Annotated in this window: 30 protein-coding genes; 11 read left to right on the top strand and 19 right to left on the bottom strand. The window is 64.3% G+C overall.

Annotation, left to right across the window (positions count from 1 at the left end):
- The first annotated feature begins 151 nt into the window (after nt 1-151).
- A complete protein-coding gene (locus X907_RS07065; RefSeq protein ID WP_127566599.1) occupies nt 152-1504 on the top strand; it encodes a hypothetical protein in 1353 nt (450 codons plus the stop codon).
- Nucleotides 1505-1638: 134 nt separating this feature from the next.
- Nucleotides 1639-2310, top strand: coding sequence for a hypothetical protein (locus tag X907_RS07060; RefSeq protein ID WP_127566597.1), 672 nt, complete (start codon nt 1639-1641; stop codon nt 2308-2310).
- A 204-nt stretch (nt 2311-2514) separates the two neighbouring features.
- Here X907_RS07060 and mnhG read toward each other — a convergent pair whose 3' ends face one another.
- The 9 genes from mnhG to X907_RS07015 all read right to left on the bottom strand — a co-directional run bounded on the left by mnhG (nt 2515) and on the right by X907_RS07015 (nt 9314).
- Nucleotides 2515-2958, bottom strand: coding sequence for a monovalent cation/H(+) antiporter subunit G (gene mnhG / locus X907_RS07055; RefSeq protein WP_233352569.1), 444 nt, complete (start codon nt 2956-2958; stop codon nt 2515-2517).
- A complete protein-coding gene (locus X907_RS07050; RefSeq protein ID WP_127566595.1) occupies nt 2955-3227 on the bottom strand; it encodes an MrpF/PhaF family protein in 273 nt (90 codons plus the stop codon). The genes mnhG and X907_RS07050 overlap by 4 nt, the downstream gene beginning before the upstream one ends.
- A gap of 5 nt (nt 3228-3232) precedes the next feature.
- Nucleotides 3233-3577, bottom strand: a complete 345-nt coding sequence (locus X907_RS07045; protein ID WP_127566594.1) for a Na+/H+ antiporter subunit E — start codon at nt 3575-3577, stop codon at nt 3233-3235.
- Nucleotides 3574-5067, bottom strand: a complete 1494-nt coding sequence (locus X907_RS07040) for a proton-conducting transporter transmembrane domain-containing protein (RefSeq protein ID WP_127566593.1) — start codon at nt 5065-5067, stop codon at nt 3574-3576. The genes X907_RS07045 and X907_RS07040 overlap by 4 nt, the downstream gene beginning before the upstream one ends.
- Complete coding sequence (locus X907_RS07035) at nt 5064-5462, bottom strand: NADH-quinone oxidoreductase subunit K (RefSeq protein ID WP_127566592.1); 399 nt, start codon at nt 5460-5462, stop codon at nt 5064-5066. Before X907_RS07035 ends, X907_RS07040 begins: the two co-directional genes overlap by 4 nt.
- A complete protein-coding gene (locus X907_RS07030) occupies nt 5459-5893 on the bottom strand; it encodes an MnhB domain-containing protein (RefSeq protein WP_127566591.1) in 435 nt (144 codons plus the stop codon). The genes X907_RS07035 and X907_RS07030 overlap by 4 nt, the downstream gene beginning before the upstream one ends.
- A 4-nt stretch (nt 5894-5897) precedes the next feature.
- On the bottom strand, nt 5898-8210 hold the full coding sequence (gene mbhE, locus X907_RS07025; protein ID WP_170175490.1) for a hydrogen gas-evolving membrane-bound hydrogenase subunit E: 2313 nt from the start codon (nt 8208-8210) through the stop codon (nt 5898-5900).
- A 109-nt stretch (nt 8211-8319) separates the two neighbouring features.
- On the bottom strand, nt 8320-9042 hold the full coding sequence (locus X907_RS07020; protein WP_127566587.1) for a TlyA family RNA methyltransferase: 723 nt from the start codon (nt 9040-9042) through the stop codon (nt 8320-8322).
- A gap of 44 nt (nt 9043-9086) precedes the next feature.
- Nucleotides 9087-9314, bottom strand: a complete 228-nt coding sequence (locus X907_RS07015) for a hypothetical protein (RefSeq protein WP_127566584.1) — start codon at nt 9312-9314, stop codon at nt 9087-9089.
- Nucleotides 9315-9626: 312 nt separating this feature from the next.
- Between X907_RS07015 and X907_RS07010 the strand changes: the two genes are divergently transcribed.
- Nucleotides 9627-9836: a cold-shock protein gene (locus X907_RS07010; protein ID WP_127566583.1), complete on the top strand. Its 210-nt coding sequence runs from the start codon at nt 9627-9629 to the stop codon at nt 9834-9836.
- A 101-nt stretch (nt 9837-9937) separates the two neighbouring features.
- Here X907_RS07010 and dxs read toward each other — a convergent pair whose 3' ends face one another.
- From dxs to X907_RS06960, 10 genes are all read right to left on the bottom strand, one after another.
- Nucleotides 9938-11842, bottom strand: a complete 1905-nt coding sequence (gene dxs / locus X907_RS07005) for a 1-deoxy-D-xylulose-5-phosphate synthase (RefSeq protein ID WP_127566581.1) — start codon at nt 11840-11842, stop codon at nt 9938-9940.
- A gap of 56 nt (nt 11843-11898) precedes the next feature.
- A complete protein-coding gene (locus X907_RS07000; RefSeq protein ID WP_127566579.1) occupies nt 11899-12789 on the bottom strand; it encodes a polyprenyl synthetase family protein in 891 nt (296 codons plus the stop codon).
- Nucleotides 12790-12834: 45 nt separating this feature from the next.
- Complete coding sequence (locus tag X907_RS06995; protein WP_127566577.1) at nt 12835-13203, bottom strand: tRNA-binding protein; 369 nt, start codon at nt 13201-13203, stop codon at nt 12835-12837.
- Nucleotides 13203-13454 (bottom strand): exodeoxyribonuclease VII small subunit, encoded by a 252-nt coding sequence (locus X907_RS06990; RefSeq protein ID WP_127566575.1) that lies wholly within the window; start codon nt 13452-13454, stop codon nt 13203-13205. Before X907_RS06990 ends, X907_RS06995 begins: the two co-directional genes overlap by 1 nt.
- Before the next feature lie 47 nt (nt 13455-13501).
- Nucleotides 13502-14095, bottom strand: coding sequence for a histidine phosphatase family protein (locus tag X907_RS06985; RefSeq protein WP_127566573.1), 594 nt, complete (start codon nt 14093-14095; stop codon nt 13502-13504).
- A gap of 49 nt (nt 14096-14144) precedes the next feature.
- Nucleotides 14145-15056 carry a histone deacetylase family protein gene (locus X907_RS06980; RefSeq protein ID WP_127566571.1) on the bottom strand — a complete coding sequence of 304 codons (912 nt, stop codon included), beginning with the start codon at nt 15054-15056 and terminating at the stop codon, nt 14145-14147.
- A gap of 53 nt (nt 15057-15109) precedes the next feature.
- Entirely contained in the window at nt 15110-15544 is a 435-nt protein-coding gene (locus tag X907_RS06975) for an SET domain-containing protein (RefSeq protein WP_127566569.1), read from the bottom strand.
- A 152-nt stretch (nt 15545-15696) separates the two neighbouring features.
- Nucleotides 15697-16128, bottom strand: coding sequence for an HIT family protein (locus tag X907_RS06970; protein ID WP_127566567.1), 432 nt, complete (start codon nt 16126-16128; stop codon nt 15697-15699).
- Entirely contained in the window at nt 16118-16696 is a 579-nt protein-coding gene (locus X907_RS06965) for a hypothetical protein (RefSeq protein ID WP_127566565.1), read from the bottom strand. The genes X907_RS06970 and X907_RS06965 overlap by 11 nt, the downstream gene beginning before the upstream one ends.
- The gene (locus X907_RS06960; protein ID WP_127566563.1) at nt 16693-17838 is read right to left on the bottom strand and encodes a GNAT family N-acetyltransferase; all 1146 of its coding nucleotides are present in this window, start codon (nt 17836-17838) and stop codon (nt 16693-16695) included. The genes X907_RS06965 and X907_RS06960 overlap by 4 nt, the downstream gene beginning before the upstream one ends.
- 95 nt (nt 17839-17933) lie before the next feature.
- On the opposite strand from X907_RS06960, the gene X907_RS06955 reads away from it, so the two are divergent.
- The 8 genes from X907_RS06955 to dprA all read left to right on the top strand — a co-directional run bounded on the left by X907_RS06955 (nt 17934) and on the right by dprA (nt 25044).
- Nucleotides 17934-18677: an SDR family NAD(P)-dependent oxidoreductase gene (locus tag X907_RS06955; RefSeq protein ID WP_127566561.1), complete on the top strand. Its 744-nt coding sequence runs from the start codon at nt 17934-17936 to the stop codon at nt 18675-18677.
- 67 nt (nt 18678-18744) lie between these two features.
- Complete coding sequence (ruvX, locus tag X907_RS06950; protein ID WP_233352568.1) at nt 18745-19164, top strand: Holliday junction resolvase RuvX; 420 nt, start codon at nt 18745-18747, stop codon at nt 19162-19164.
- Nucleotides 19161-20078, top strand: coding sequence for an AEC family transporter (locus X907_RS06945; RefSeq protein WP_127566557.1), 918 nt, complete (start codon nt 19161-19163; stop codon nt 20076-20078). Before ruvX ends, X907_RS06945 begins: the two co-directional genes overlap by 4 nt.
- Nucleotides 20075-21013: an AEC family transporter gene (locus X907_RS06940; protein WP_127566555.1), complete on the top strand. Its 939-nt coding sequence runs from the start codon at nt 20075-20077 to the stop codon at nt 21011-21013. The genes X907_RS06945 and X907_RS06940 overlap by 4 nt, the downstream gene beginning before the upstream one ends.
- 65 nt (nt 21014-21078) lie before the next feature.
- Nucleotides 21079-22041 (top strand): aspartate carbamoyltransferase catalytic subunit, encoded by a 963-nt coding sequence (locus X907_RS06935; protein ID WP_127566553.1) that lies wholly within the window; start codon nt 21079-21081, stop codon nt 22039-22041.
- On the top strand, nt 22038-23321 hold the full coding sequence (locus X907_RS06930) for a dihydroorotase (RefSeq protein WP_127566551.1): 1284 nt from the start codon (nt 22038-22040) through the stop codon (nt 23319-23321). The genes X907_RS06935 and X907_RS06930 overlap by 4 nt, the downstream gene beginning before the upstream one ends.
- Entirely contained in the window at nt 23309-23926 is a 618-nt protein-coding gene (plsY, locus tag X907_RS06925) for a glycerol-3-phosphate 1-O-acyltransferase PlsY (protein WP_373870275.1), read from the top strand. The genes X907_RS06930 and plsY overlap by 13 nt, the downstream gene beginning before the upstream one ends.
- Nucleotides 23923-25044, top strand: a complete 1122-nt coding sequence (gene dprA, locus X907_RS06920) for a DNA-processing protein DprA (RefSeq protein WP_127566549.1) — start codon at nt 23923-23925, stop codon at nt 25042-25044. The genes plsY and dprA overlap by 4 nt, the downstream gene beginning before the upstream one ends.
- Nucleotides 25045-25395: the final 351 nt, after the last annotated feature.

Here is a 25395-nt window from a genome sequence, read left to right as displayed (position 1 = left end):
GCCCCTGTAAGGGCTGTATCGTCAAGCGCCACGCGGTAAATCGCGCGGCTGAGCCAACCTGAAGGCATTGTTCATGTCCGGCTCAGCTTGGCATTGTTACCGTCTGGTTAATTGCCCGATTGTGGCCTCTTGAAACCAAGGAGGAAGCCCGATGGCGACCGGAAAACTGACCATATCGGTAGCAGCGATTGCACTGATGACCGCCTTCGCTGCGCCCGGCGAACTGCCTTTCGTCCCGTCAGCAGAAGCCGCCAATGCGGTTGATCTTGCCCTTGATACGCAAGAACGCGGTGGCCGTGAGGGCCGGCGCGGAGGCGGCAGTGAAAGCCGTGGCCAACGCGGCGGCGGCAGCGAAAGCCGCGGCCAGCGTGGTGGCGGAGGCCGTGAAGGCGGCTGGCAGGGGCGCCAACAATCCCAGCAATCGGCTCCGCAGCAACGTCCCCAGCAGTCGGCTCCGCAGCAGCGCCCCTCTCGCCAGAGCGCTCCGCAGCAGAGCGCTCCGCAACAACAGCAAGCGCCTCAGCAGCGTCCGCAACGACAGGGGCAACCCACCCGTCCCGGCGGCCAACCCGCTATCGCCCCGCAGCAGGCTGTCGCGCAGCAGAGCGAGCCGCAACGCCAGTGGCAGAACCGTGGCGATGGGGACCGCCGGGCCCAGTTCCAGCAGCGCCGCGAACAGGCGCAGCGTGGCCAGTCAACGCAAGGCAGGCCTGACCGCCGCGACTGGCAGGATCGCAGGCAGGCGCAGCAACAGCAGCGCCCGCAGAGCCGTCCGCAAGGCCAGCCTCAGGGCCAGTGGCAGAACCGCCCGCAGCAACACCGTCCGCAAGGCCGTCCGCAAGGGCGCCCGCAGCAGGGCCAGTGGCAGAACCGTCCGCAGCAATCGCGGCCCAACTACCGCCACCAGCACTATAATGTGCGCTATTCACGCTCGAATGCCGTTCGCGCGCCCGTGGTCTATCACAACCATTATTATGTGAACCGCTATGGCCGCCGGAATGTGCGCTGGACGCCGCCGGTACGGATCGTCCACCACCATATCCACTATTCGGGCTGGACGTATCACCCGCGCTGGCATTCCAGCTATGCCCGCCACAATTTCTACTACACGGACGGTGTGTGCCGGCCGAGCGGTGGCAATGTCGCTGCCGGGGCGCTGGTCGGTGCCCTGCTCGGCGCTGCCATCTCGGACGGTGATGCCGGCGCGCTGCTGGCTGGCGGCCTGATTGGCGGCACGCTCGGCGCAGCCCTGAGCGATTGCGACCGTGGCCAGTACCACTATGCCACGCACTACGCCTTCTCCACGGGCAATCCGTATTACTGGCACAACCCGTATTCAGGCGTGCGCGGTGTCGTCTACGCCCGCGACTTCCACAACTGGGGCAATCAGCGCTGCCGCTGGGGCGATGCGGAAATCTTCCTGCCCAATGGCGAGGTCGCCTATGACCGCGTGCGTATGTGTCAGGACCAGTATGGCTACTGGCAGGTGGCACGGGTCCAGTAGCCTTCCCGTCAGGGACGACGCGCGAACCGCCCTGCGGAACTTCCGCAGGGCGGTTTTCGTTCATGTTGCGCTCATCCGCGATCTGGCAGGGTAGGACCATATTCAAGGACCAGGCACGAAAGGAGCCCCTTGCGATGAAACATGTTCTGAAAAGTTCGGCCATCGTTGCCGCAGCGCTCGCAGCCCCGCTGGCTCTCGCCCCTGCCGCGCAGGCGCAGCAGACCTACGCGGAGTGCATCTCCCAGCAGCGCAATCAGCAGGTCACCGGCGCCGTTGTCGGCGGGCTTCTCGGCGCAGTGCTTGGCGCGCAGATACACAATTCCAACGAATCAGCCCGGCGCGACCGCCACTATCAGAACCAGGCCCACAATAATCGTGGCTGGCGCGGTCATCGCGGCCGCGGCTATGTCGAGCCGTACAACCGCCGTTCCAATGATGGCGCCGTGATCGCCGGTGCGGGCCTTGGCGCGCTGGCTGGCGGTGCGATGGGCAGCGTCGGCAGTAATTGCGACCATCTGCCGGGTGGCCCGCGCCCGCAGGCCGGCTACCAGCAGCCCCATTACGGCCAGCAGCAATATGGCTACAGCCAGCAGGGCTATGACCCGTATTACGACAATTACGGCTATCAGGATAACAGCCAGCTGGCCGGCGGTCCGGGCTATGACCCCTACAGCTACCAGCCGCAGGGCACCCAGCCGCACTATCCGGCCCAGCAGGTGAACCAGAATTGCCGCCAGGTGCAGATCACCGGCCGGTATGAATGGGTCTGCCAGGGGCCTGACGGGGTGTGGCGCCCGTCGAACTAGTTGTCCGCAACGCATTCCCCGGTCGTAGCCGGGGGCAGGCCGCGTTGCGATGTTCCGCGAAAAGTCGCGGGCGCGCGTTCGCGCTTTTCAGGCCGCTTTGCGGCCTGCAAGGCCGACCGGCCGCCGGGCACTTTTGCCCGCAGCGAAGCCCGGATGGGCTGAGCACAAAGCATAAAAGGCGGCTCATCCGAGCCGCCCTTTTTTCTATTCCCCGGTTTTGACCCTGGCTTTCTCGGCCTTTTCCTTCTGCTTTTCCGGTGTCGGCAAAGCCGGGTCGGCGCTGCGCCCGGCAAGGCGCGCCTCCAGCGAGGCTTGCGCACGCGGCAGCACGCCCTTCAGCCCGTCATTGCCGTCCTTCATCACGAAATCCGCGCCCGACACATACATGGCCCGGCCCAGAAGGTGCCCGGCCACAGGCAGGGTCGCCAGCAGGAAGACGATGATGATGGAGGCTGTCAGGCCCAGATTATCCTCCGTGTAGGACACGGCGACACCCGCCACCAGCAGGCCCGCGCCCAGCGTACCGGCCTTGGTGGAGGCGTGCAGGCGCAGGAAAGGATCTGGCAGGCGGAACACGCCAATCGCGGCCACGATCAGGAAGAACATCCCGCCCAGCATCAGGACGGCACCGATAATCTCGCGGATCATTGATCCCTCTCCTTGCGTTCCAGGAACACGGCCAGCGCCACCGTGGCGATGAAGCCGGTGACGGCGAGGCCAAGCCCGATATCGAGGAATTCCTTGCGTCCGGTCACCAGCGTGGTCAGAGCCGTGATGCCGATGGCCAGCACCGTCATCATGTCCAGAGCGACGAAGCGGTCAGCCACGCCCGGCCCGATGACGAGACGTATGCCGGTCAGCAGAAGGCCCAGAACCAGACCCAGCAGCAGGTAGGAAGGGAAAAGATCAACCAGCATGACCGTTATGCCTCCGACCGGAGAAGAATGCTTTCAAACGTCGTCTTGATCCCGGAAATGACCGCCTCCCTGTCCGGGCAATCGAGCGCATGCACGTAGAGGGTCGAGCGATCCTCGGAGACATGCAGCGAGGTCGTGCCCGGGGTGAGCGAAACCAGATTGGCCAAAGTGGCGATATGGATGTCGCTTTTCAGGTCCAGCGGTACAGCAACAATGGCCGGATTAAACCTGATGGAGGGATTGATCACCGCCCAGGCCACTGAAAAGGACGATTTGAACAGCTCGATCAGGAAGATGACGCCGAGCTGCGCCCATATCCCAAGCTTCATGATCAGTCGAAACGGGTTCATTGACCTGCTCCCATGACGGCGTCGATATAGGCCGAAGGATCAGCGAGGCCCTCTCCAGCAGCCTGCGTCAGCTCCATGAGCGGACCGGCGTAAAGGCCGATGGCCAGGCTGACGAGAACCAGCGCGGTCGCCGGAACCACCATCACCAGCGGCAGGCGCGCCGTGACGCGCATGCCTTCGGGCGCGGTCTTCCAGAAGGCTTCCATCCAGATTTTCACCACGCACATCAGGCTGATAAGGCCGGTGCCGAGCGCGATTCCGCCAAGGATGGGCTTTGCGCCGTCAAAGGCCGCATCTGCCACCAGAACCTTGGCCCAGAAGCCGGAGAAAGGCGGCAGGCCGGCCAGCGACAGGCCCGCGCCGAGGAAGATCACCGCCAGCACGGGATGGGTGCGGATGAGCCCGCCGATTTTCGTCAGGTCAGACGACCCGGCGGCAATGGCAATCACGCCCGCGAGCAGGAAGACCGCTCCTTTTACCAGAATATCGTGGATGAGGTAGAAGCTCGCCGCGCCGAGACCTTCAGGCGTCGACAGGGCGAGGCCCATCATCAGATAGCCCATGCCCGACACGATCAGGAAGGCGAGCATGCGGCGCAGATCGGTCTGGATGAGGGCGGCTATGGCGCCCGTCACCATCGTGATCGCTGCCACCCAGACGACAACCTCGCCGACGAGCCCCGTAGTGCCCTCAAACAGCAGCATGAAGACGCGCATGGCCGAATAGATGCCGACCTTGGTGAGCAGCGCACCAAACAGCGCCGACACGACCGGCGGGGCTGTGTGGTAGGCGATCGGCAGCCAGAAGAAGAGCGGGAAGGCAGCGGCCTTCACCCCGAAGGCGAGCAGGAACAGCACCAGTGCGAAGGTCAGGCCCGCTGACGGCTCCATCTCAGGCACGATACGCGCCAGATCAGCAAAGTTCAGCGTGCCCACTGCGCCGTAAAGGAACGCTACGCCCGTCAGGAACAGGATGGTGCCAAACAGGTTCAGCGCGGCGTATTTCACGGCGGCATCAAGGTTGATGCCTTCGCGGTGAACGACCAGAAGGCCGATGGCGCAGACCAGCAGCACCTCGAACCAGACATAGAGGTTGAAGATGTCGCCCGTGAGGAAGGAGCCATTGACGCCCACCATCAGGCCGCAGAAGAGCGGGAAGAAGCCGCCATGCAGGGCATTCTGGTCCACACCCCGGAAGGCGTAGACAGAGGCGGCAAACGCCACCAGTCCTGCTGCCGCCACAGCCAGAGCCGATAGCGGATCAGCGACGATGGAAATGCCGAACGGCGCAGCCCAGTTACCCGGCTGCGTGGACAGCACGCCTTCTGCCTGCACGGCCAGCAGCAGGCCGATACCGGCGGCCGCAAGAAGGGCCATGCCGAACACCGTGACCCAGCGCTGCCAGTCCGGACGCAGCCAGAAAACGGCGCAGAAACCCGCCATTGTCAGCGGCAGCACGATGGGAAGAATGACCAGAAGATCAGCGCTCATTTGCGTGCAGGGCTCCCCTTGGTGTCTTCACCCTTGAACGGATCACCGAGATCGCGCGCGGCAATCATCTCGTCAGCATTGACCGTGCCGAGCGCGCGCGTCGCCTCGTAGGCGACGATGGCGGCCAGCGCCAGCAACGCAAAGCCGATCACAATGGCGGTCAGGACGAGCGCCTGCGGCAACGGATTGGCCGCACCTTCGCCCAGCGCATAGCTGCCCGCCTGGATGATGGCCGGGTCCGTGGCTCCCAGCCGCCCGGCAAGGAACAGGATCAGGTTCACACCCGTGGCGATCAGGGCCGTGCCCAGCACGATGCGGATCACATTGCGGTCCAGCATCAGGAATATGCCCGCCGCCATGATGGCAGCAACGGCGATAGCGTAGAGAAGCGTCATTCGCTGGCCTCCTCGGCGCCGGTCTCATACATGCGGAAAAGGATGGAGAGCACACCGCCGATAACGACGAAATAGACGCCGATATCGAACAGCAATGTCGTGCCGAGCTTCAGATGGAGAAAGCCGATCTGGCCTTCCCACCACAGATGGTAGAGAAAGCCGCCCAAATCGCCGATCAGCGGGGGAATACCCGAAATGATCGCGCAGAAAATACCAACACCCATCAGCACGACCGGGTGAAGGATGAGCCAGCGCTGGGCGCGCGCTGCGCCAAAGGCCAGGGTCACGATGGTGTAGGCAGACGCCGCCGCCAGACCGCCGATAAAGCCCCCGCCCGGCTCATCATGACCGCGCAGCAGGATGAAGACCGAGAAGACCAGCATGGCGACGAAGAACATCCGCGCCAGCGCGTTGAGAATGACAGACTGCATGGTCCTAGCCCTCCTTCTTCACGCGGCGGCGCAGCAGCGCCCAGACGCACAATGTGGCGAAGGCCACGACGGTAATCTCGCCAAGCGTGTCGAGCGCGCGGAAGTCAACCAGGATGACGTTGACGACATTGCGGCCGTGCGCCTCGGCATAGCTGGCCTCGCCAAAGAATTCCGACAGGCGCGGATCGAAGGGCAGCACGCTCATCGCCAGCACGCCGAGGCCGCAGGCAATGCCAAAGCCCAGCGAAATCGCCAGCGCCAGAGGACGCTTGAACAGGGATTTTTGCGGTGCCGGAGCGAGTGACAGGCGCAGCAGTACGGCCAGCAGGATCACGATGGACAACGTCTCGACGGTGAACTGCGTAAACGCCACGTCCGGTGCGCCATTCATCAGGAACACCACCGCCATGGTGTAGCCGACAATACCCACGCCCAGGATCGCAATGAGTACCGACCGGGCAAACGCGGCCACGGCAGCCCCGATCAGGGTCAGCAGCAACACCACGACCAGATAGGGCCGGACGGGCTCGGCGGCAGCCGCCGTTACCATCTCGCCGCTAAAGCCGGTGAGCGACAGCAGGAGAGCCAGCGTGGAGACGCCCAGCGTAATCGCGATATAGGTACGCAAGGACAGCGTCTGCAGCGCGCGCGCTGTTACCTTCCCTGCCCGGTCGAGCCAGCCCATGACCGCGCCGTAGCCAAGGTCTGCAAAGACCACATTGGCCTTGACGTTATCGGGGTCGCGATAGAGCCGCGTCCAGAACCAGACCAGCGCCGCGCCAGAAGCCAGAAGCCCCAGGGTGATGAGGAATTTGAGGCCCAGGCTGGGCGCCGCGTGAACTTCAAGCACCACGGTGTTGCCATAGAGCGCGCTCATCGCCGGGATCAGCACGCTGTTCCACGCCAGAGCTGGCATGACGCCGATGAACAGTCCCAGCACGCCGAGCGCCAGCGGCGGCAGGGCCATGCCGTAATACTCGTTGTGATAGAGCTTCACCTCGCCATAGGGCGGCTTAAGGAAGAAGGGTTTAAGCGCAGCCAGACCGGCCACCGCCGTCATCACGGCGGAGCTCGCCAGCGCCACCAGTGTAAGCCACATGCCCCAGTTTCCGCCCTCGAAGGCCGCGGTCAGGAACAAATCCTTCGCCTTGTAGCCGAGGAAGAAGGGCACGCCCGCCATGGAGATGGCCGCCAGGAGGCTGGCAATCGCGGTAATCGGCAGCTTGAAGCGAAGCCCCCCGAGACGCGCCAGCTCGTACTGGTGAGTGGAGTGGATAACCTGACCGGCAGCAAAAAAGAGGGCTGCCTTGTACAGTGCGTGGGCCACCAGGAAGCCGATCATCGCCTTGACGCCCGCCTCTCCCGGAACACCGACCAGAAGGACCAGCGTTGCCAGTGAGCATACGGTCGACCAGGCCAGCACCGCCTTGAAGCCGGTGGAGCGCATCACGGCATAGGCCGAGATCAGCATGGTGATACCGCCAAATACCATGAGCGGACCGTAGAAGATCACGTACTCGCCAAACCCGGTATCAAACCGGGCAAGCAGATAGACGCCGAGCTTCACCATGGTGGCCGAGTGCAGATAGGCGCTGGCCGGGGTCGGCGCGGCCATGGCGTTCGGCAGCCAGAAATGGAAGGGGAACTGGGCAGACTTGGTAAAGCAGCCGATGAGCACCAGCACGATGATCGCCGGGAAGGCAGGCGAATTGGCAATCTGCGGTGCCTGCGCCGTGATCCCGGTCAGCGAGAACGTGCCAGCCGTCAGGCCCAGAATGATGATACCGCCCAGCAGCGCCAGACCGCCGCCCGCCGTAACGACCAGCGACTGGAGCGCGGCTTTGCGGGCCTTGGCGTCTTCATGCTTGAAGCCGATCAGGAAGAAGGAGACCAGGCTGGTCATCTCCCAGAAGATGAACAGCATGATGAGGTCATCGGCCAGCACCGTGCCGAGCATCGCGGTCATGAACAGCAAGATGAAGCCCAGGAAGCGGCCCCGGTCCTTCGCGTCATCGCTGAAATAGCTGCCCGCATAGATCACCACCAGCGTGCCGATGCCGGTGATCAGAAGCGAGAAGAGAAGCGAGAAGCCGTCCAGCCGGAAGCCCAGCGAAACGCCGTAAGCGGGCACCCAGTCAATCGTCTGGAGAATGGCCGTACCTGCTGGCAGGTCAGGCAGTTGCATCAGCAGCGAAACGAACAGGAAGGCCGGCACCAGTGCCAGCAGCGGCCCGGCAAAACGCCCGGCAGCGCGCGTAACAGGAGCGGCGATGAGCGCGCTCACGCCCGCTATGATCACAAACCAGACAGGCGACATCGGGCCTCCGGCAATTGGGGGTAAACAGTCGAGACAGGAGGGGTGTGTTAAGCAAATACTGCAATGCAGCGTCAATGATAATTGTAAGAACCATGCGCCATGTGGGGCTTTATGCGCGCCTCGCATGGACAAGGATTTCGCGGTTGCCATCACTGCCGGAAATCGGGCTGGGCATGACAGCCTGCACCGGCCAGCCCTGCCCTTGCAGCCAGTCCTGAAAGGCCTGCAGCGCTGTCTGCACGGCCGATTCATCGCTAACGATACCGCCCTTGCCGATATGGGCCCGGCCAACCTCGAATTGTGGCTTGAACAAGGCGATCAAATCTGCGTCAACTGCCGCCAGCGAGAGGGGCACACCGAGCAGTTTGGACAGCCCTATGAAACTGGCATCGCACACTATCAGCGAGGGTGATTCCGGTATCAAGGCAGGCGACAGGCCGCGCGCGTCCGTACCCTCAAGGCTGGTCAGGCGTGGATGGCCCCGCAAGGATGGGTGAAGCTGGTCCCGGCCAACATCAACCGCATAAACCTGCGCTGCGCCGCGCTGCAACAGAAGTTCGCTAAAGCCGCCGGTGGAACTGCCCACATCCAGACAGACGCGCCCCTGCGGACTGACCGCAAATGCATTGAGAGCCGCGACCAGCTTGAGCGCGGCGCGGCTGACGAAAGGGTGTTCGGCCTCTGCCTCGATCTGGGCGCCGGGCGCGATGGTCTGCGATGGCTTGGTCAGCACCTCGCCATTCACCCGCACCCGCCCTGCCCTGATGGCAGCCTGAGCACGGGCGCGCGTTTCAAAATGGCCAAGCGCGACCAGCTGGAGATCTGCCCGCATGCGACCCTACTCCAGTCCCGGCGCGCGGCGCGAGAAGCGAACCTTCATTCGCCAAACCGGCTTAAGGTCCTTGCCAGTTCAGCGCGAGATGCAAATTCACCGGCGCGCGCCTGCTCCAGCCCTTCGAGCACTCCATCGAGATGATCGGGATCCACCGGCTCAAGCGCATTGTCATCACCGGCAAGGGTCAGCATCAGGCGGGCAATCTCATCCTGAACGTCGTCAGGGAGCGTTCCGGCCACTTTCACGGCGTGATCAAGGAGCTTTGTCATGACGCGAGCATATCGCGTCTTCCTGCGCACAGGAAGCCTCACACCGGCTACGCTCGAATTGGGCAATTCTATAATGAAAAAACTGCGGGCACCTATACGGGTGCATTCATTTCAACACAAAGTATTCTCTATTGCCAATTTTCCTTGCGCACGCCACGCATTTAGAATATAAAGCCTTATCGAGATTTGGCCGACGATCAGGTTTTGCGCTTCCGTTTTTTTGGCGCCCCCTTCCCTCTACCTCTCTTCGATACCGCTGGCGCGCCTGTGCGACAGGCCGCTTTGTTTTGTCTTGTTACAAGGAATACTCCCATGGCTACGGGAACTGTAAAATGGTTCAACACCACCAAAGGCTACGGCTTCATCCAGCCGGATGATGGCAGCAAGGACGTATTCGTCCATGCTACGGCTGTTGAACGTGCGGGCATGGCCGCCCTCAACGAAGGCCAGCGCATTTCCTACGAGGAAGCGCGCGACGCCAAGAGCGGCAAATTCTCCGCGACCAACCTGCAATCGGCCTGATTGACAGATTGAGATCACGCCCGCGCAGCTTGCTGCGCAGGCGTTGACCGGGAAAACCCCTCCTGCCGACGGGCAGGAGGGGTTTTTCTTTGTCTGCGTGATTACGCCAGCGCTTTTGCCGCCTCTTCGGACCGCCCCAGCGCGTCGAGCACGGTTGCGGTGATGTGGCGGGCATTCAGGCGCGCCTCATCATACTGCTTCACCGGGCTGTCATGCTCCTGGAACACGTCCGGGAGCGTCATGGTGCGGATTTTGAGGCCCCGGTCGAGCACGCCTTTCTCCGCCAGCAGGTGCAGCACAAACGCGCCGAATCCGCCGCGCGAGCCTTCCTCGATGGTGATCAGGACCTCATGCTCGCGGGCCAGGCGCAGGATCAGATCCTCATCAAGCGGCTTGGCAAAGCGGGCATCGGCCACCGTGGCGGACAGGCCATGGGCGGCCAGCTGGTCTGCGGCTTTGAGGGATTCCTCAAGGCGTGTACCCAGCGAGAGGATCGCCACCGTGCTGCCTTCGCGCACGATGCGGCCCTTGCCGATCTCCAGCGCCTGCGGGTTGGCGGGGATTTCCACGCCCGTGCCCTCGCCGCGCGGATAGCGGAAGGCGCTGGGGCCGTCATCAATCAGCGTGGCGGTTTTCACCATGCGTGCCAGCTCGGCCTCGTCGGCTGCGGCCATGATGACCATGCCGGGCAACATGCCGAGATAACCGACGTCAAAGCTGCCCGCATGGGTGGAGCCGTCCGCGCCGACCAGCCCTGCCCGGTCGATGGCAAAGCGCACCGGCAGGTTCTGGATGGCGACATCGTGGACCACGCTGTCATAGGCACGCTGCATGAAGGTGGAGTAGAGCGCGGCAAACGGCTTCATGCCCGCTGCCGCAAGCCCCGCCGCGAAGGTCACGGCATGCTGCTCAGCAATACCGACATCAAAGCAGCGCTGCGGGAAGCGCGCGGCAAACTTGTCCAAACCCGTCCCGCCCGGCATGGCGGCCGTGATGGCGACGATTGACGGATCGGCCTCTGCTTCGCGGATCAGCGCGTCGGCAAAGACGCCGGTATAGCTGGGCGCGGCGGGTTTTGACTTGGCCTGTTCGCCAGTGATGACATTGAACTTGGCAACGCCGTGATACTTGTCGGCAGCGGCCTCGGCAGGCGCATAGCCATGGCCTTTATGGGTCACGGCGTGGATCAGGACCGGGCCGTCCTGCCCGTCGCGTACATTCTTCAGCACCGCGACGAGCTGGGCCACGTCATGGCCATCAATCGGGCCGACATAGCGAAAGCCCAGCTCCTCGAACATGGTGCCGCCAACGGCCATGCCGCGCATATATTCCTCGGCGCGGCGGGCCGCTTCCTCGACGCCGATCACCTTGGCGAGGCCCTTGCCGATCCTGCGCAGGGAGCGATAGCCCTTGGAGGAGACAAGGCGCGCAAAGTAATGGCTCATCGCGCCCACGGGCGGAGCGATCGACATATCGTTATCATTCAGGATGACGATGAGATTCTTGTCGAGCGCCCCGGCATTGTTCATCGCCTCATAGGCCATGCCGGCCGACATCGAGCCGTCGCCGATCACCGCCACGACATGGCGCTTCTCGCCCTTGAGATCGCTGGCAACGGAAAAGCCGAGCGCGGCGGAGATGGAGGTTGAGGCGTGGGCTGCGCCAAACGGGTCGTATTCACTCTCGGAGCGCTTGGTGAAGCCGGAAAGCCCGCCGCCCTGGCGCAGCGTGCGGATACGGTCGCGCCGCCCGGTGAGAATCTTGTGGGGATAGCACTGATGGCCGACATCCCAGATCAACACGTCATCGGGTGTGTCGAACACGTGATGCAGGGCTACTGTCAGCTCCACCACGCCGAGCCCTGCGCCCAGATGCCCGCCCGTTACCGACACCGCATCAATCGTCTCGGCTCTCAGCTCGTCTGCAACCGCGCGCAGTGTGGCAAGGTCGAGGCTTTTGAGGTCCTTCGGAGAGGCGATGCGGTCCAGATTGGGCGTCTCGGGCATGATGGCTCCAGCGTCAGTCCGGCATCTGCCGGTTCCCGTGGCAATGTTTGTGGCGGTCAGGAACGCCGCTCAAGAACGAAGTCCACGCAGTCCTTGAGGATATTGGCAGAACTGCCGAAGAGTGCGAGGTATTCCTTGGCCTGAGCGGCGAGATGACGCGCCCGTTCGCGCGCGCCGTCCACCCCCAGAATCGTGACAAATGTGGTTTTTCCCTGACGGGCATCCTTATTGACCGCCTTGCCGGCAATGCTCGGCAGGCCTTCGGCGTCCAGAAGGTCATCGACGATCTGATAGATCAGCCCGAGATCATGGGCGTAACCTTCAAGCGCATGGCGCGCATCGCTGCCCGCCTCCGCCAGCACTGCGCCAGCCTCCACCGAAAAGCTGATAAGCGCGCCGGTCTTCATCCGGTGCAGGCGCGTCAACACGCCAATATCATCGCCTACGCGCTGGGGCGAGAGCATGTCGATCATCTGCCCGCCGGCCATGCCGCGCGCGCCGGAGGCCTTGGCCAGCCCTTCGACCAGCGCCAGACGGACGCTCGGATGGGGATGGGTGTCGGCGCCGGCCATGATCTCGAAGGCCGCCGATTGCAGCGCATCACCGGCCAGGATCGCCGTCGCCTCATCATAGGCGATATGCACGGTCGGACGTCCGCGCCGCACATCATCATCATCCATTGAGGGCAGATCATCATGGATCAGCGAATAGGCGTGAATGCACTCGATAGCGCAGCCCGCGCGCAGGAGACCGCGCTCATCCGCGCCCAGCATGCGTCCGGCGGCGAGGGTCAGGAAGGGCCGGATGCGCTTGCCCGGGCCCAGGGCCGCATAGCGCATGGCCGAGGCCAGGCGCGCCTCAGGCCCGTCAGCGCGCGCCAGCAGCGCGTCGAGCGCCACGGTCACGCGGTCAGCGGATTCTTCAAGCTGGGCCTGAAAACTGGCCATGACGGGCGGTGCGCTCCGGGCAAAAGGGGGTGGTACGCAGCCGGTCTAGCTGACACCAGCGCCGTTGGCCACATCGGCGTGCTCTGGCACCTCCAGCAAGACCACTTGGCCCGCACTGTCCGTCACACCGAGCACCAGCACTTCAGAGCGCACAGGGCCGATCTGGCGCGGCGGAAAATTGACCACCGCCAGCACACGGCGTCCCGGCAGGTCTTCCACATTGTAATGCGCGGTTATCTGCGCAGATGAGCGCTTCTCGCCCACCCCTTCTCCAAAATCGATCCAGAGCTTGTAGGCAGGCTTTCTCGCCTCCGGGAACGGTTCGGCGCGCGTGATCGTGCCAAGGCGAATGTCGGCGGCGAAGAAATCGTCCGGGCTGATTTCACTGGCAGGCGGGTCGGCAGGTGTACGCATCAGCCGTCAAGGCCCGCAGGCTCGGTCCCCGGCTTGCCATCCGCGCCGAGCACGATCTTGTCGACTTTGAGCTGCGCATCTTTAAGCCGCGCCTCGCAATGGGCACGCAGCGCCGCGCCGCGCTCATACATGGCGATGGATTTCTCCAGCTCCACATCCCCGCGCTCAAGCTGCTGGACAATATCCTCCAGCTCTTTCAGCGCGGCTTCAAAGCTCAGCTTGGCGATATCGGCAGGGGTTGAGTCGGTCATGTTACCAGAGTGACAAGCGCCGCGGCGCGCGTCCAGTGGGGTGAACGCTAGCTGCGCCCTTTGAGCTCGTAGCGCCGCCAGGACCAGTAATCATCCCCGCCATCGCGCACGCAGACATAGCCATGGCGTTTGAGCACCGGGCGCAGCATGCGGTTGAACCAGCCATGGGCAAACAGGGCCACATCGCCGTGCTGGGCGGCCTCGATGAGGATGGCGGCGGCTTCCTCGGCGCGGGTTTCGGCCTGCGCGCGGGTTTCCTTGCCGCGCGCCATGCCGAGCCACCAGGTGCAGCGGGCATAGACGCCCCAGGTGCGCGCCTTGAACCGGCCGGGAATGGGCGGGGGCGGCAAAGGCGCTTCGATAAAGACCGAATTCTGCGTGATCTCTTGCGCGCCGACGCAAGCCTGCGCGGTTTCAATCGCGCGGATCAGGGTGGAGGCATAGACCGAATGGGCTTTTCCAGCGGCCTCACACAGCGCCTTGGGCGCGCTCTGGCCCTCTTTCAGGCCCGCCAGATCGTAATCGGCCCACCATTTCTCATAGCCGCGCCAGTCCAGCACCATGCGGCGGTCCGCATCGGGTTCACCGTGGCGGGCAATGATGATGGAGCCGGGCAGGCGCGTGGCAACGGTCTGTTTCATGGTGCTTTTCGGAGATTGATCAACAAGGGCTGACAAGCGCTGGTCCCCGTCAGGCCGCCTGCAGCGCGCCAATAAAAGCCGCAACCGACCGTTCAAGCGCCGGGCAGTCGTATCCGCCCTCAAGCACGCAGACAAGCCGGGAGTGCGCGCTTTCCTGTGCAAGCCGCGCCAGAGCGGTGCCTGCACGGGCGAAATCGCCTTCGTCCAGAGCCAGCCCTGCAAGGGGATCATCCTTGTGCGCATCAAATCCGGCAGAGACCAGCAGCAGGTCGGGCTGGAAGGCGCGCACCGCCTCGATCAGCTCGTCCAGCGCGGGGTGCCAGGTGTCACCGGTTGCGCCCGCAGGCAGCGGACGGTTGGCGATATTGCCGTGCCGGCCCGTCTCATGGGCTGCGCCGGTGCCGGGATAAATCCAGCCCTGATGGACGGAGGCGAAAAACAGGCGCGGCTCGCGCTCGGCGCTGGCCTCAGTGCCATTGCCGTGATGCACGTCGATATCGATGACGGCCACGCGGCCAAGCCCCCTCACCTCCAGCGCGTGCAGCGCGCCGATAGCGATCTGGTTGAACAGGCAAAAGCCCATCGCCCGGTCTGGCTCGGCATGGTGGCCGGGCGGGCGGCAGCCGACGAACACGGCCTCGGCGTCCCCGTCCAGTACCGCATCAACACCTTCAATCACCGCCCCGCAGGCATGCAGGGCCGCATTGAGCGAGCCGGGGCTCATCCAGGTGTCGGCATCCAGCGAAACATGACCGTCTGAGGGACTGGCCGCGAAAACCTGATCGATATGGGCCGCATCATGCACGCGCAGCAGCGCCTCACGCGTCGCGGGCGAGGCTTCGCGCGGTGACAATGGCGCAAGGGCGCGGGAAACGGCCTCAAGCCGCGCCACGCGTTCGGGATGGCCGTCCGGCGTTACGTGGTCAAAGCCGGTGGCAGAAGTGATGGCAATCGTGCGCATGGCAAATGTCTGCCATCACCTCGCGCCTTTAACAAGCACATGGCCACCCGGCCTTAAAGATGCGCGCCGCTGCCATTGACCGCCTTCGGGGCGGCGGCGTGGGCCGACACCATGGAAGGCAGCATGTAAAAGCCCGGCTCGAACTCGGCATAGTTGCAGGTGATTTCCTCACCCGCCGCTATGTCGCGGATCGCATAGCCAAACACCGAGTCCCGGAAATCGGTATTGGGCTCCAGCGAGTGGTTCATGTGCCGGCCATTATCTGCGTCCAGCACCAGCATCCCGGCCTCTTTGGGGTGCGGATAGGTATAGCGCTCGACAAAGCGGCGGATGCTTTCGGGAAGATTGGGCAGTTCAACCTCGCCAATCAGCCGGTCAAAACCCGGCTCAAAGCGGTAGATGAGCTGTCCCTTGCGGATCGGTTCAGCCGCAAAAACCCCAACGCCTTCAATGGCACTGGGACCGACAAAGGTGTCGATGAGTAACATGGTGCAAGAACGCCAGAACGCGCCCGTGCGTCGACGCGGGCGGGTAAAGGGGCAAGGGGCGATTCAATGCCCCGTGCAGAGTGCGACGCTCCAGCGCCTATGATGCGCGAATAGGGAAAAAATCAAGCGGGATTTTCGGGGCAGACGCCAATTCAGAGCGCGGCGCGGATTTTCACCGCAAGCGCTTCCAGCTCCGCCGGATCGGCCATACCCGCCTTGCCATGCCCGGCGATCTCCTCGCCTTCCACGCGCGGAATGATGTGGAAATGGATGTGGAAGACAGTCTGGCCGGCGGGTGCGCCGTTGAACTGGGCGACGAACACGCCATCCGGCTCCAGAGCGCGCCGCACGGCGGCGGCAACGGCCTTGACCGCCAGAATGGATTTTTCCGCCGCTTCTTCCGACAACTCGAACAGGTTGCGCGCTGGCTCTTTCGGAATCACCAGCACATGGCCCGGTGCCTGCGGGAAGACATCCATGATCGCCAGCGTGTGCTCATCCTCGCGCACCTTCACGGCAGGCGCCTCGCCGCGCAGGATTTTCGCGAAAATACTCTGGTCGTCATAACGGCCATCAAGGCTCATGGCGGGTCTCCTGCTTGTCTTGCATGTGCTCGTAACCGATGGAGCGGATCCTCGAAAGCGTTGACTTGAGCGAGGCCACGAAATCGCCCTCGACAGGGCCATCGGGGTCGTAACCCAGCTCCTCGGGGGTAAAGGGTTCACGCCCTGCCGGTCGCCAGACATGGCCGCAACCAACGCATTGCCGACGTTTTGACGGCACCGGAAACCCCGTAAGCGTCACAGCAAAATTCGTCAGAATTGTGAGCAGCCAGTTGGTCCGGGGGTGGCTTTCGCCTCCGCAGACAGGGCAGTCCGGTTCGGCGTCGCGCACCTCATCGTCAACCGTTTGCTCAATTGTTTTCCGTTCAGTCGCCTTACGGTCGATCACGTCCAGATAAGCGCGTGCAGTCTGCAGGTTAGCCTCCGCGACGTAAACTGGGAAACCTCCCAGCGCGAAATGATAGGAAGGGTCCATCTGCGCGAGGTGCTCATTGCCCATGAACGCGTAAATCCCCTGACCGTTCAGCGCCGCAACCATGGTGATTGCGGCGCTGAAGCTCAGGGGATTGGCCAGCCGGACAAAGCTCATACTCCCGATTTAAACGGTCCCTCGGCGTCAAGAGAAGCGATTTCTGCCAGCACCGCCTGGCGTTCGCGGCTCAGATAGCGGTCAATGGCGCTGGCAAGGCCCTGATGGGTGAGAAAGTGGGAGGAGCCGACCGCTTGCGGGCGGTAGCCGCGCGCCAGCTTGTGATGGCCCTGCGCGCCCGCCTCCACGCGTTTGAGCCCATGCGCAATCGCGTAGTCGATGGCCTGATGATAGCAGAGCTCGAAATGCAGGCTGTCCTGGCCCTCCAGACAGCCCCAATAGCGCCCGTAGAGCGCCTCACCCCCGATGAAGTTCAGCGCCGAGGCAATCCACTGCCCGTCCCGGCGCGCCATCACCATCAGGACATGCTGCGCCATGCGCTCATGGACGAGCTGGAAAAACTCGCGGTTGAGATAGGGCGTGCCCCATTTGCGCGCGCCGGTGTCCTGATAGCAGGCAAAGAACACATCCCAGTGCTCTTGCGTCAGCTCCGCGCCGGTGAGCGCCACGATCTCCAGCCCGGCCTGCGCCGCCTCACGCTCTTTACTCAGCGCCTTGCGCTTGCGTGAGGCGAGATCACCCAGAAAATCATCGTAAGAGCCATAGCCGCGATTATCCCAGATGAACTGGATGTCGAGGCGTTCGCTGAGCCCCGATGCGGCCAGCGCCTCGCGCTCTGAGGCATCTGGAAACAGTACATGCCATCCGGAAGCATTCCATTGCCCGGCGACGGATTTGGCGGATGCGGCTAGCGCTCCGCGCACGCCCGCATCTGCCGCCAGCACGCGCCGCCCTGTCACCGGCGTGAATGGCACGGCCGTGACCAGCTTGGGATAGTATTCGCCCCCTGCCCGGTGCAGCGCGTCGGCCCAGGCGTGGTCGAACACGTACTCCCCATAGGAATGGGTTTTCACATAGAGCGGCAGCACGCCCAGCACATTGCCCGCGCCGTCTTCTGCGATCAGATGGCGCGGTATCCAGCCCGTCTCCTCACTGACGCAGCCTGATTGCTCCAGCGCTTGAAGAAAGTCCCAGCTCAGGAACGGATCGAACATCTGCCCGTCAGGATTGGCGATGGCGTCCCACGCCTCGCTGCTGATCTCCGCCAGCCCCTCGATCATGCGCACGCTGATTTCAGACATTCATGCGTCTCGATACTTGCAGTAGGTGAGCGAAAGGGCTTGTCTCTCGCGCTCATATAGAGCGGCAACGCAACAAGTTGGAGGAGACATCTGTCATGGGCGCAAGGCTGTCAGGAAAAGTCGCATTTGTAACGGGTGGTTCGCGCGGGATTGGCGCGGCCATCTGTCAGGCGTTTGCCGATGAGGGCGCAACCGTGGTGCTGACCTATGGCGGATCGAAGGACAAGGCCGAGGCGGTGGCCGCCGCCATCAACTCAAAAGGCGGCAAGGCAGAGGCCGTCGGCTGCGACGCGCGCAAACAGGGCGAAACCGCCCGCGTGATGAGTGCGGCGGCGGAGAAGCACGGCCGTATCGACATTCTGGTCAATAATGCCGGCATCGCGCGCGAAGTCACCTTGCGCAAGATGAGCGATGAGGACTGGAACGATGTCATGGCGGTCAATGTCACCGCGCCGTTCGAGGCCATCCGCCTTGCCGCCAACATCATGGAGCCGGGCGGCTCGATCATCACGGTCGGGTCCATTCTTGGCGACCGCGCGCCCTCGCCCGGTCTTGGTTCCTACTGCGCGTCGAAGGCCGCCGTGCAGCTTCTTACCAAAGCTGCCGCGCGCGAGCTGGGCCGCAAGGGGCTGCGCGCCAATGTCATCCAGCCCGGCCCCATCGATACCGACATGAACCCCGCAGACGGCGAGACCGCCGACCTGCAGCGCATGATGGTGCCGCTGGGCCGCTATGGTAAAGCCGATGAAATCGCGAGTGTCGCGGTGTTCCTTGCCAGCGATGAGGCCAGCTTCGTCACCGGCACCACGATTGATGTCGCAGGCGGCCTGACCGCCTGAACCCAGCCGGAGCATTCCCAGCGCCATGATCTTCCTGCACCCGGCCTTACTGCCAAAAGGACCGCTCATGGCGCTGGACCCCGGCACACGCACGATTGGCGTTGCCGCGTGCAATTCAGACCGCACACTGGTCAGCCCGATTGAAACCATCGAGCGGACCAAATTCTCCGAGGACGCGGCGCGCATCTTCAAGCTTTACGACGAGCGTGCCTGCAAGGGGCTGATTATCGGCCTGCCCCTGCACATGGATGGCGGGGACGGGCGGCGCGCGCAGTCTGCCCGCTCGCTTGCCACCAATCTCCTTCGCCTGCGTGACCTGCCGATTGCCTATCAGGATGAGCGGCTTTCCACCTTCGAGGCGGGTGAAACCCTCTCCGAGGCAGGCATACCCATCCACCGCCACAAGGAGATGATCGACGCGGAAGCCGCCGCCGTAATCCTTGAGGACGCGCTCCTGCGTATCGCCGAAGGCGTGCCGGAAGCATGAGCCCGGTCGTCATCGCGCTTTTCCCGGTGTTCGGCGTTATCACGCTGGGCTGGGTGTTGCGCCGGTCCGGGCTGGTGGCCGCGCCGCTCTGGGGCGGGATAAACCGGCTCTCCTATCAGGCGCTGATGCCGGCCTTCCTCTTCATCACGATCAGCCGGGCCGACTATGCATCCGTGCCTGCGGGCAGCTTCATGCTGGCAGCGGCCGGCGGCTTTGTCGCAATGGGCGTCATCATGCTCGCCTTCCGCCTCCTGCCCATGCCGGGGCCGGTCTATACCAGCCTTTTTCAGGGCGGGGTGCGCTGGAACGGCTTCGTGCTGCTGGCGCTGGCACCGGCAGCCTTTGGTGAGGAAGGCGCGGCGCTGGCAGCGCTGGCCTTCGCCCCGACCGTGCCGCTGGTCAATGTGATGTGCGTGGCGGTGATGACCGTTTGGGGCAAGAGCGATCACGTGCCCAACCTGAAACGCGTCGGCCTGCGCATTATCACCAATCCGATCATTATCGGCTGTCTGGCGGGCCTTGCAGCGAATGTGGCCGGTGTGTTCCAGAGCGGCCCGGTCGCCGACACGCTGGACCTTGCAGGGCGCGCCTCCTTGCCGCTCATCCTTCTGACCATCGGGGCGGGGCTGGATTTCAGCTCGCTGCGCGCCCGTCCGGGCATTATCTCGCTCTCGGTGACGGCGAAGCTCCTGATCGCGCCTGCGGTCTTCTATGCGCTGGGCATTCTGCTGGGCGTCGAAGGCGTGGCACTCGCCGTGCTGGTGGGGATTGGCGCAACACCGGGCGCAGCCGCCGCCTATGTGCTGGCTCGCGAAATGGGCGGGGATGCGGAGATGATGGCAGGCCATGTCACCGCCACCACCCTGCTTGCCGCCATCACCATGCCCATCTGGATAGCGATTGCCGCACTATGACCCTGCACATACTCGCCGTCTTCTTTCCTGCCTTCGTGCTGGTCGCCCTGGGTTACGCCCTGCGGCGCTGGCAGATCATTCCCGATGGCCAGTGGCGCGGCATCAATCTTCTCAATTACCGCGTGCTCCTGCCTTGCATATTGTTCGTCACGATAGCGCGCGCAGACCTGACGCAGGCGGGCGCCCTGCCCGTCATCGCCCTGTCGGCAGGCGGGATAGTGCTGGCGCTCATCCTGTCGCTCGGCGTGGCAAGATTGCTGAAAGCGACGGCGCGCGAGACGGCGGCGCTGGTGGCGGTGTGCTGCGTGTGGAACGTGGTCCTCTTCTTCACCCTGGCTGACCGGCTGCAGGGCGCAGCCTCCACGCAATGGACCGGCACGATTGCAGCGCCCGCGCTGGTGCTGGCGACGATCATCATCGTCATGGCCTTTGCCGGCACGCGCGATGGCGGTATGCGAAAGGCGCTGCCGGCACTGGTGAGGGACCCGGTGCTGATCGCCTGCCTGCTTGCCGTCGCCACAGCGCTGATCTGGCCGCTATTGCCGCCCCTGATGACGGCAGAAGCGGTGGACACCCTGCTCTCTCCGCTGGATCTGGCCGGATACGGTTCGCTGGCGCTGGTGCTGATCTGCATGGGGGCGGGGCTGGACTTTGCCGCCCTCAAGGGCCGCATCCGTCTGCTGTTCAGCGCGGCGGCGATCCGGTCATTTGCCGTGCCGCTATTCGTGCTCATGGCCGCAGGCGTGCTGGGCATCAACGGCAATGCGGAAACCCTGCTGGTACTGGCCACGGGCGGGCCATCAGCGGCGTTTGTGTACGCGGTGGCTACCGAGTTCGAGGGCGAGACCGGGCTGACGGCAGGCATGATAACGCTCACGGTTCTGGCCAGCGCGATTGCGCTGCCGGTCCTCACCGCGCTGACGCTTTTGGGTTAGGGTCTATTGCCGGGCGGCGCGCACACCACTATACCGCGCAACCGCAATCGAGGCGGAGTGCTTGAATGGGACAGGGTGAATACAGCTACACCTTCCCCCATCGCGGACTGATAGCGGCGTCCGCTCTCAACCGCGTTGATCTGGAGCTCATTTTCGACAGCGCCCGCGCGCATCTCGCCCGCAACCGGACCGAAGACAAGAAGCACCCCAGCCTTAAAGGGCTGACGGTGATCAATCTGTTCTTCGAGGCGTCCACGCGCACGCTTGCCAGCTTCGAGATCGCCGCCAAGCGCCTGGGCGCGGATGTGGTGAACTTCTCCGCTGGCAATGCCTCGCTGAAAAAGGGCGAGACGCTCGCCGACACCGCCAACACGCTGGCGGCCATGCAGCCAGACCTGCTGGTCGTGCGCCACCCCAGCCCCGGCGCGGCAGAGTTTTTCCAGCGCACGACCGGCATCTCCACCATCAATGCCGGTGACGGAGCCAATGAGCACCCCACGCAAGCGCTGCTGGACCTGTTCACGCTGGGCGAACACCTCGGAGACGTGGGCGGCAAGCGCATCGCCATCATCGGCGATATTCTCCATTCACGCGTCGCGCGTTCCAATGTCGCCCTGCTCTCGCTGATGAACGCCGACATCCGCCTGTGCGGCCCGGCCAGCCTGCTGCCCGCCGATGCCGACCGCTGGGGCGCATCTGTGTTCCATTCGGTAGAGGCGGCCATTGAGGGCTGTGACGCGGTGATGGTGCTGCGCCTGCAGCGCGAGCGCATGAGCTCCGGCCTGATCCCATCGGCCCGCGAATACGCAGCGATCTACGGCCTCGACCATGCCCGCCTGTCGCTGGCCAATCAGGACTGCATCGTCATGCATCCGGGGCCGATGAACCGGGGTATCGAAATCAATTCCGCGCTGGCCGACGACACGGATATGTCCGTCATCCTCGATCAGGTGGAGGCAGGCGTCGCCGTGCGCATGGCGGTACTCGAACTGCTCGCCGGGCGCGGCATGCAGGAGATGGTGCCATGAGCGGCGGTATCTTCATCGCGGGCGCGCGCCTGATCGACCCGGCATCGGGGCGCGACAGAGAAGGCGATCTGCGCGTCGAGAACGGCGTGATTGACGCTATCGGCCCCGGTCTCTCCCCGGATGCGGAAGACCAGATTATCGAGGCGGATGGTGCGGCGCTCAGCCCCGCTCTTATCGACATTGGCGCGCGCGCCGCTGAGCCGGGCCGCTCCGGCATTGAAAGCCTCGACACCACCATCCGCGCTGCTGCTGCGGCAGGTGTTGGCACGCTGGCCCTGTCCTCATCCAGCGGCGCTGGCCTCACCCGGCCTGAAGACATTGACTGGATCAGCTTTCGTGCGCTGCAGGCTCCTGTCCGCCTGCTAGGCGCGGCGCGCACGCATACACAAGCTGGCGACATGGCCGAGATCGGCCTGATGCTGCGCGCCGGTGCGGCGCTGGTCTCCGATGGCGGTGATCTGATCGCCGACACGCGCTTCCTGCGCAATCTTTTGAGCTATGCCAGCGCGTTTGACGCCTGGGTGGGGCTGACGGCGGAAGACACGCATCTTTCCGCCGGGACCATCGCCCATGAAAGCGCGATGGCGGTGCGTCTCGGCCTTTCCGCGCGTCCGGGCATTTCCCAGCGCCTTGGCGTGGAGCGCCTCGCGGCGCTGGCCGAGCTGACGGGCGCCCGCATCCTGTTTGAACGGCTGACGACCGCTGACGGGCTCGACGCGATGAAGACCGCCCGCAAGCGCGGGCTGGACGTCGCTGCCAGCGCGCCGCTCACTCATTTGCTCTTCAACGAGGTGGATATGGGCGGGCTGGACCCGGCCTACCGGCTCGACCCGCCTCTGCGCAGTGAAGCCGACCGGCAGGCGCTGCTGGCCGCCATCGCTGACGGGCTGATTGACGTGATCGTTTCCGACCACACGCCGGTCGCGCTGGAAGCCAAGGCCAATCCCTTCTCCGATGCCGCGCCGGGATCATCCAGCCTCGAAGCTTTGATCCCGGTTCTGTGTACGCTCGATGCGGACGGGCAGCTGCCGCTGGCCGCTGGCCTGAAAGCCCTCACCAGTAATCCGGCCGAACTGCTGGGCCTGCCGCAAGGGCGGCTGGAAGAAGGCGCGCCGGCCGATCTGGTGCTGTTCGATCCGCAAGCGCCCAATGTTTACGGCAAGGACGGGCTGGAAAGCCCCGCACCATCCGCCTTCTCGGGCCGCCGCCTCCAGGGCCGTGTCTTGCTGAGTGTCGTTGACGGGGCCATGGTGTACGCCCGGCCCGGATTTGCGGAGTAAGCCTTTTGCCAGCCGAAATCTTCCTGATCCTCGCTGCCGTCGGCGGCTATCTGCTCGGCTCCATCCCTTTTGGCCTGGTGCTGGTGAAGCTCGCAGGACTGGGTGATATACGCACGGTTGGCTCCGGCAATATCGGGGCAACGAACGTGCTGCGCACGGGCCGCAAGGACCTCGCGCTCGCCACTCTGGTGCTCGATAGCGGCAAGGCAGGCATTGCCGCGCTGATCTTTACCTTCGCCGTTTCGCCCACCGCGGGCCTGATCGCAGGCGGCGCGGCGTTTCTCGGCCATTGCTTCCCGCTCTGGCTGGGCTTCAAGGGCGGCAAGGGCGTAGCGACCTTCCTTGGCGTGCTGCTGGCCGTGCTGTGGCCGGTCGGCCTGCTGGTCTGCGCCACATGGCTCGGCATGGCGCTGGTATTCCGTATCTCATCCCTTAGCGCGCTGACCGCTTCAGCCTTCGCACCGCTGCTGGCGCTGGCCTTTGGTCGGCCGGACGTGGCGCTGCTGGCCCTGTTTCTCGCCGCGCTGCTGTGGTGGCGGCACAAGGAGAATATCGCGCGCCTCGTTCGCGGTGAGGAACCGCGCATCGGGGCGAAGAAGGCGTGAAGCGCACGCCGCTCAGCCCCGCCGGGCGCACTGCCTGGCTGAGACTGGCGCGCACGCGCGGGGTTGGCCCCGTCACCTTCAACGAGCTGATCAAGCGCTTCAAGACCGCCGAAGACGCTCTGGATGCCCTGCCCGCACTGGCGAAAAAGGGTGGACGCGCGACCGCGCTCGTGCCTGCCTCGCGCGATGAAGCCGAAGCGGAACTCGACTGGCTGGACCGGATCGGCGCGCGGCTATTGTGCGCCTGCGAGCCGGATTTCCCTGCTGGCCTCGCCGCCCTCGACCCGCCCCCGCCCGTCATCACCACGCTGGGCCCGCTTGATCTGACTGGCCGCACGGCCTGCGCCATCGTCGGCGCGCGCAGCGCGTCGGGCGTGGGTTTGCGCTTTGCCGGTGATCTGGCGCGCGGCCTCGGTGAGCACGGTATTGTCGTGGTCTCCGGTCTGGCGCGCGGCATAGACGGCGCAGCGCATGCGGCAACGATAAGCACCGGCACCGTGGCGGTGCTCGCGGGTGGGCTGACCAGCATCTACCCGCCAGAGCACCGCGATCTGCACGCGGCCATCGCCGGACAGGGCCTGCTGGTCAGCGAATCCCCGCCCGGCTACTCCCCGCAAGCGCGCGACTTTCCCCGCCGCAACCGGCTGATCTCTGGCCTCTCCATGGGCGTTGTCATCGTGGAGGCCGCCGAACGCTCCGGCTCGCTCATCACGGCGCGCTATGCGCTGGAACAGGGGCGCGAGGTGATGGCCGTGCCCGGCTCCCCGCTCGATCCGCGCGCCAAGGGCACCAACCGGCTCCTGCGCGAAGGCGCCGCCCTGATTGAATGCGCCGATGATGTCATCACCATCCTCTCCGGCCTGCGCCGGGACAATGTGCAAGAGCGCGAACGCGCCGGTTATGAGGACGAACCCTTGCTGGATTCCGATGATAGCAGCGCAACGGACGCCGTGCGTGAGCGCGTTGCCGCCCTGCTCTCGCCCGCGCCCATCTCACGCGACGAGCTGGTGCGCCTGTCCGGTGCGCCTGCCCGCGTGGTGGCCGCAGCCCTGGTTGAGCTGGAACTGGCCGGACGCTGCGAGGTGGACCCCGGCGGGATGGTGCGCCTGGCCTGCTGATACCATCGGGCCGGTCCCGCCAGCGTATTTCTGCGACAGGACTGGATCCGCCGCCGTATCTATTGCCCGTTCTGACAAGAGCGATCATCAACGGCGAGACGTCAACCAGACAGCCGGCAGCGAGGCGGGAGGAGGCACTGGCAGGGATGTTGGGAGGTGATTTTTTATGAGAGATAAGCCCGCTCAATCTGCTGACCATCCAGCTGGCGGAAAACCTCCCAACGTGAAATTTGTAACCAATGCAGCCTTAACGCGCATCTTGCGGAGACAATACCGGCCATGTTGACTTGCGCCGGAACCACCCCCACTTTCGCGCGCCGGGCGGCCAGCCCCATCCCTCATGCAAAGGGC

Origin of the sequence: Glycocaulis alkaliphilus (assembly GCF_004000605.1) — a bacterium.
Lineage (GTDB): Bacteria > Pseudomonadota > Alphaproteobacteria > Caulobacterales > Maricaulaceae > Glycocaulis > Glycocaulis alkaliphilus.
The sequence above is the reverse complement of the archived record's forward strand: the minus strand, read 5'-3'. Positions and strand labels throughout refer to the sequence as shown.

Bases quoted from the DNA above. Each gene is read 5' to 3' on its own strand.
- X907_RS07065 (WP_127566599.1), top strand. From the start codon at position 152: ATGGCGACCGGAAAACTGACCATATCGGTAGCAGCGATTGCACTGATG.
- X907_RS07060 (WP_127566597.1), top strand. From the start codon at position 1,639: ATGAAACATGTTCTGAAAAGTTCGGCCATCGTTGCCGCAGCGCTCGCA.
- mnhG (WP_233352569.1), bottom strand. From the start codon at position 2,958: ATGATCCGCGAGATTATCGGTGCCGTCCTGATGCTGGGCGGGATGTTC.
- X907_RS07050 (WP_127566595.1), bottom strand. From the start codon at position 3,227: ATGCTGGTTGATCTTTTCCCTTCCTACCTGCTGCTGGGTCTGGTTCTG.
- X907_RS07045 (WP_127566594.1), bottom strand. From the start codon at position 3,577: ATGAACCCGTTTCGACTGATCATGAAGCTTGGGATATGGGCGCAGCTC.
- X907_RS07040 (WP_127566593.1), bottom strand. From the start codon at position 5,067: ATGAGCGCTGATCTTCTGGTCATTCTTCCCATCGTGCTGCCGCTGACA.
- X907_RS07035 (WP_127566592.1), bottom strand. From the start codon at position 5,462: ATGACGCTTCTCTACGCTATCGCCGTTGCTGCCATCATGGCGGCGGGC.
- X907_RS07030 (WP_127566591.1), bottom strand. From the start codon at position 5,893: ATGCAGTCTGTCATTCTCAACGCGCTGGCGCGGATGTTCTTCGTCGCC.
- mbhE (WP_170175490.1), bottom strand. From the start codon at position 8,210: ATGTCGCCTGTCTGGTTTGTGATCATAGCGGGCGTGAGCGCGCTCATC.
- X907_RS07020 (WP_127566587.1), bottom strand. From the start codon at position 9,042: ATGCGGGCAGATCTCCAGCTGGTCGCGCTTGGCCATTTTGAAACGCGC.
- X907_RS07015 (WP_127566584.1), bottom strand. From the start codon at position 9,314: ATGACAAAGCTCCTTGATCACGCCGTGAAAGTGGCCGGAACGCTCCCT.
- X907_RS07010 (WP_127566583.1), top strand. From the start codon at position 9,627: ATGGCTACGGGAACTGTAAAATGGTTCAACACCACCAAAGGCTACGGC.
- dxs (WP_127566581.1), bottom strand. From the start codon at position 11,842: ATGCCCGAGACGCCCAATCTGGACCGCATCGCCTCTCCGAAGGACCTC.
- X907_RS07000 (WP_127566579.1), bottom strand. From the start codon at position 12,789: ATGGCCAGTTTTCAGGCCCAGCTTGAAGAATCCGCTGACCGCGTGACC.
- X907_RS06995 (WP_127566577.1), bottom strand. From the start codon at position 13,203: ATGCGTACACCTGCCGACCCGCCTGCCAGTGAAATCAGCCCGGACGAT.
- X907_RS06990 (WP_127566575.1), bottom strand. From the start codon at position 13,454: ATGACCGACTCAACCCCTGCCGATATCGCCAAGCTGAGCTTTGAAGCC.
- X907_RS06985 (WP_127566573.1), bottom strand. From the start codon at position 14,095: ATGAAACAGACCGTTGCCACGCGCCTGCCCGGCTCCATCATCATTGCC.
- X907_RS06980 (WP_127566571.1), bottom strand. From the start codon at position 15,056: ATGCGCACGATTGCCATCACTTCTGCCACCGGCTTTGACCACGTAACG.
- X907_RS06975 (WP_127566569.1), bottom strand. From the start codon at position 15,544: ATGTTACTCATCGACACCTTTGTCGGTCCCAGTGCCATTGAAGGCGTT.
- X907_RS06970 (WP_127566567.1), bottom strand. From the start codon at position 16,128: ATGAGCCTTGATGGCCGTTATGACGACCAGAGTATTTTCGCGAAAATC.
- X907_RS06965 (WP_127566565.1), bottom strand. From the start codon at position 16,696: ATGAGCTTTGTCCGGCTGGCCAATCCCCTGAGCTTCAGCGCCGCAATC.
- X907_RS06960 (WP_127566563.1), bottom strand. From the start codon at position 17,838: ATGTCTGAAATCAGCGTGCGCATGATCGAGGGGCTGGCGGAGATCAGC.
- X907_RS06955 (WP_127566561.1), top strand. From the start codon at position 17,934: ATGGGCGCAAGGCTGTCAGGAAAAGTCGCATTTGTAACGGGTGGTTCG.
- ruvX (WP_233352568.1), top strand. From the start codon at position 18,745: ATGGCGCTGGACCCCGGCACACGCACGATTGGCGTTGCCGCGTGCAAT.
- X907_RS06945 (WP_127566557.1), top strand. From the start codon at position 19,161: ATGAGCCCGGTCGTCATCGCGCTTTTCCCGGTGTTCGGCGTTATCACG.
- X907_RS06940 (WP_127566555.1), top strand. From the start codon at position 20,075: ATGACCCTGCACATACTCGCCGTCTTCTTTCCTGCCTTCGTGCTGGTC.
- X907_RS06935 (WP_127566553.1), top strand. From the start codon at position 21,079: ATGGGACAGGGTGAATACAGCTACACCTTCCCCCATCGCGGACTGATA.
- X907_RS06930 (WP_127566551.1), top strand. From the start codon at position 22,038: ATGAGCGGCGGTATCTTCATCGCGGGCGCGCGCCTGATCGACCCGGCA.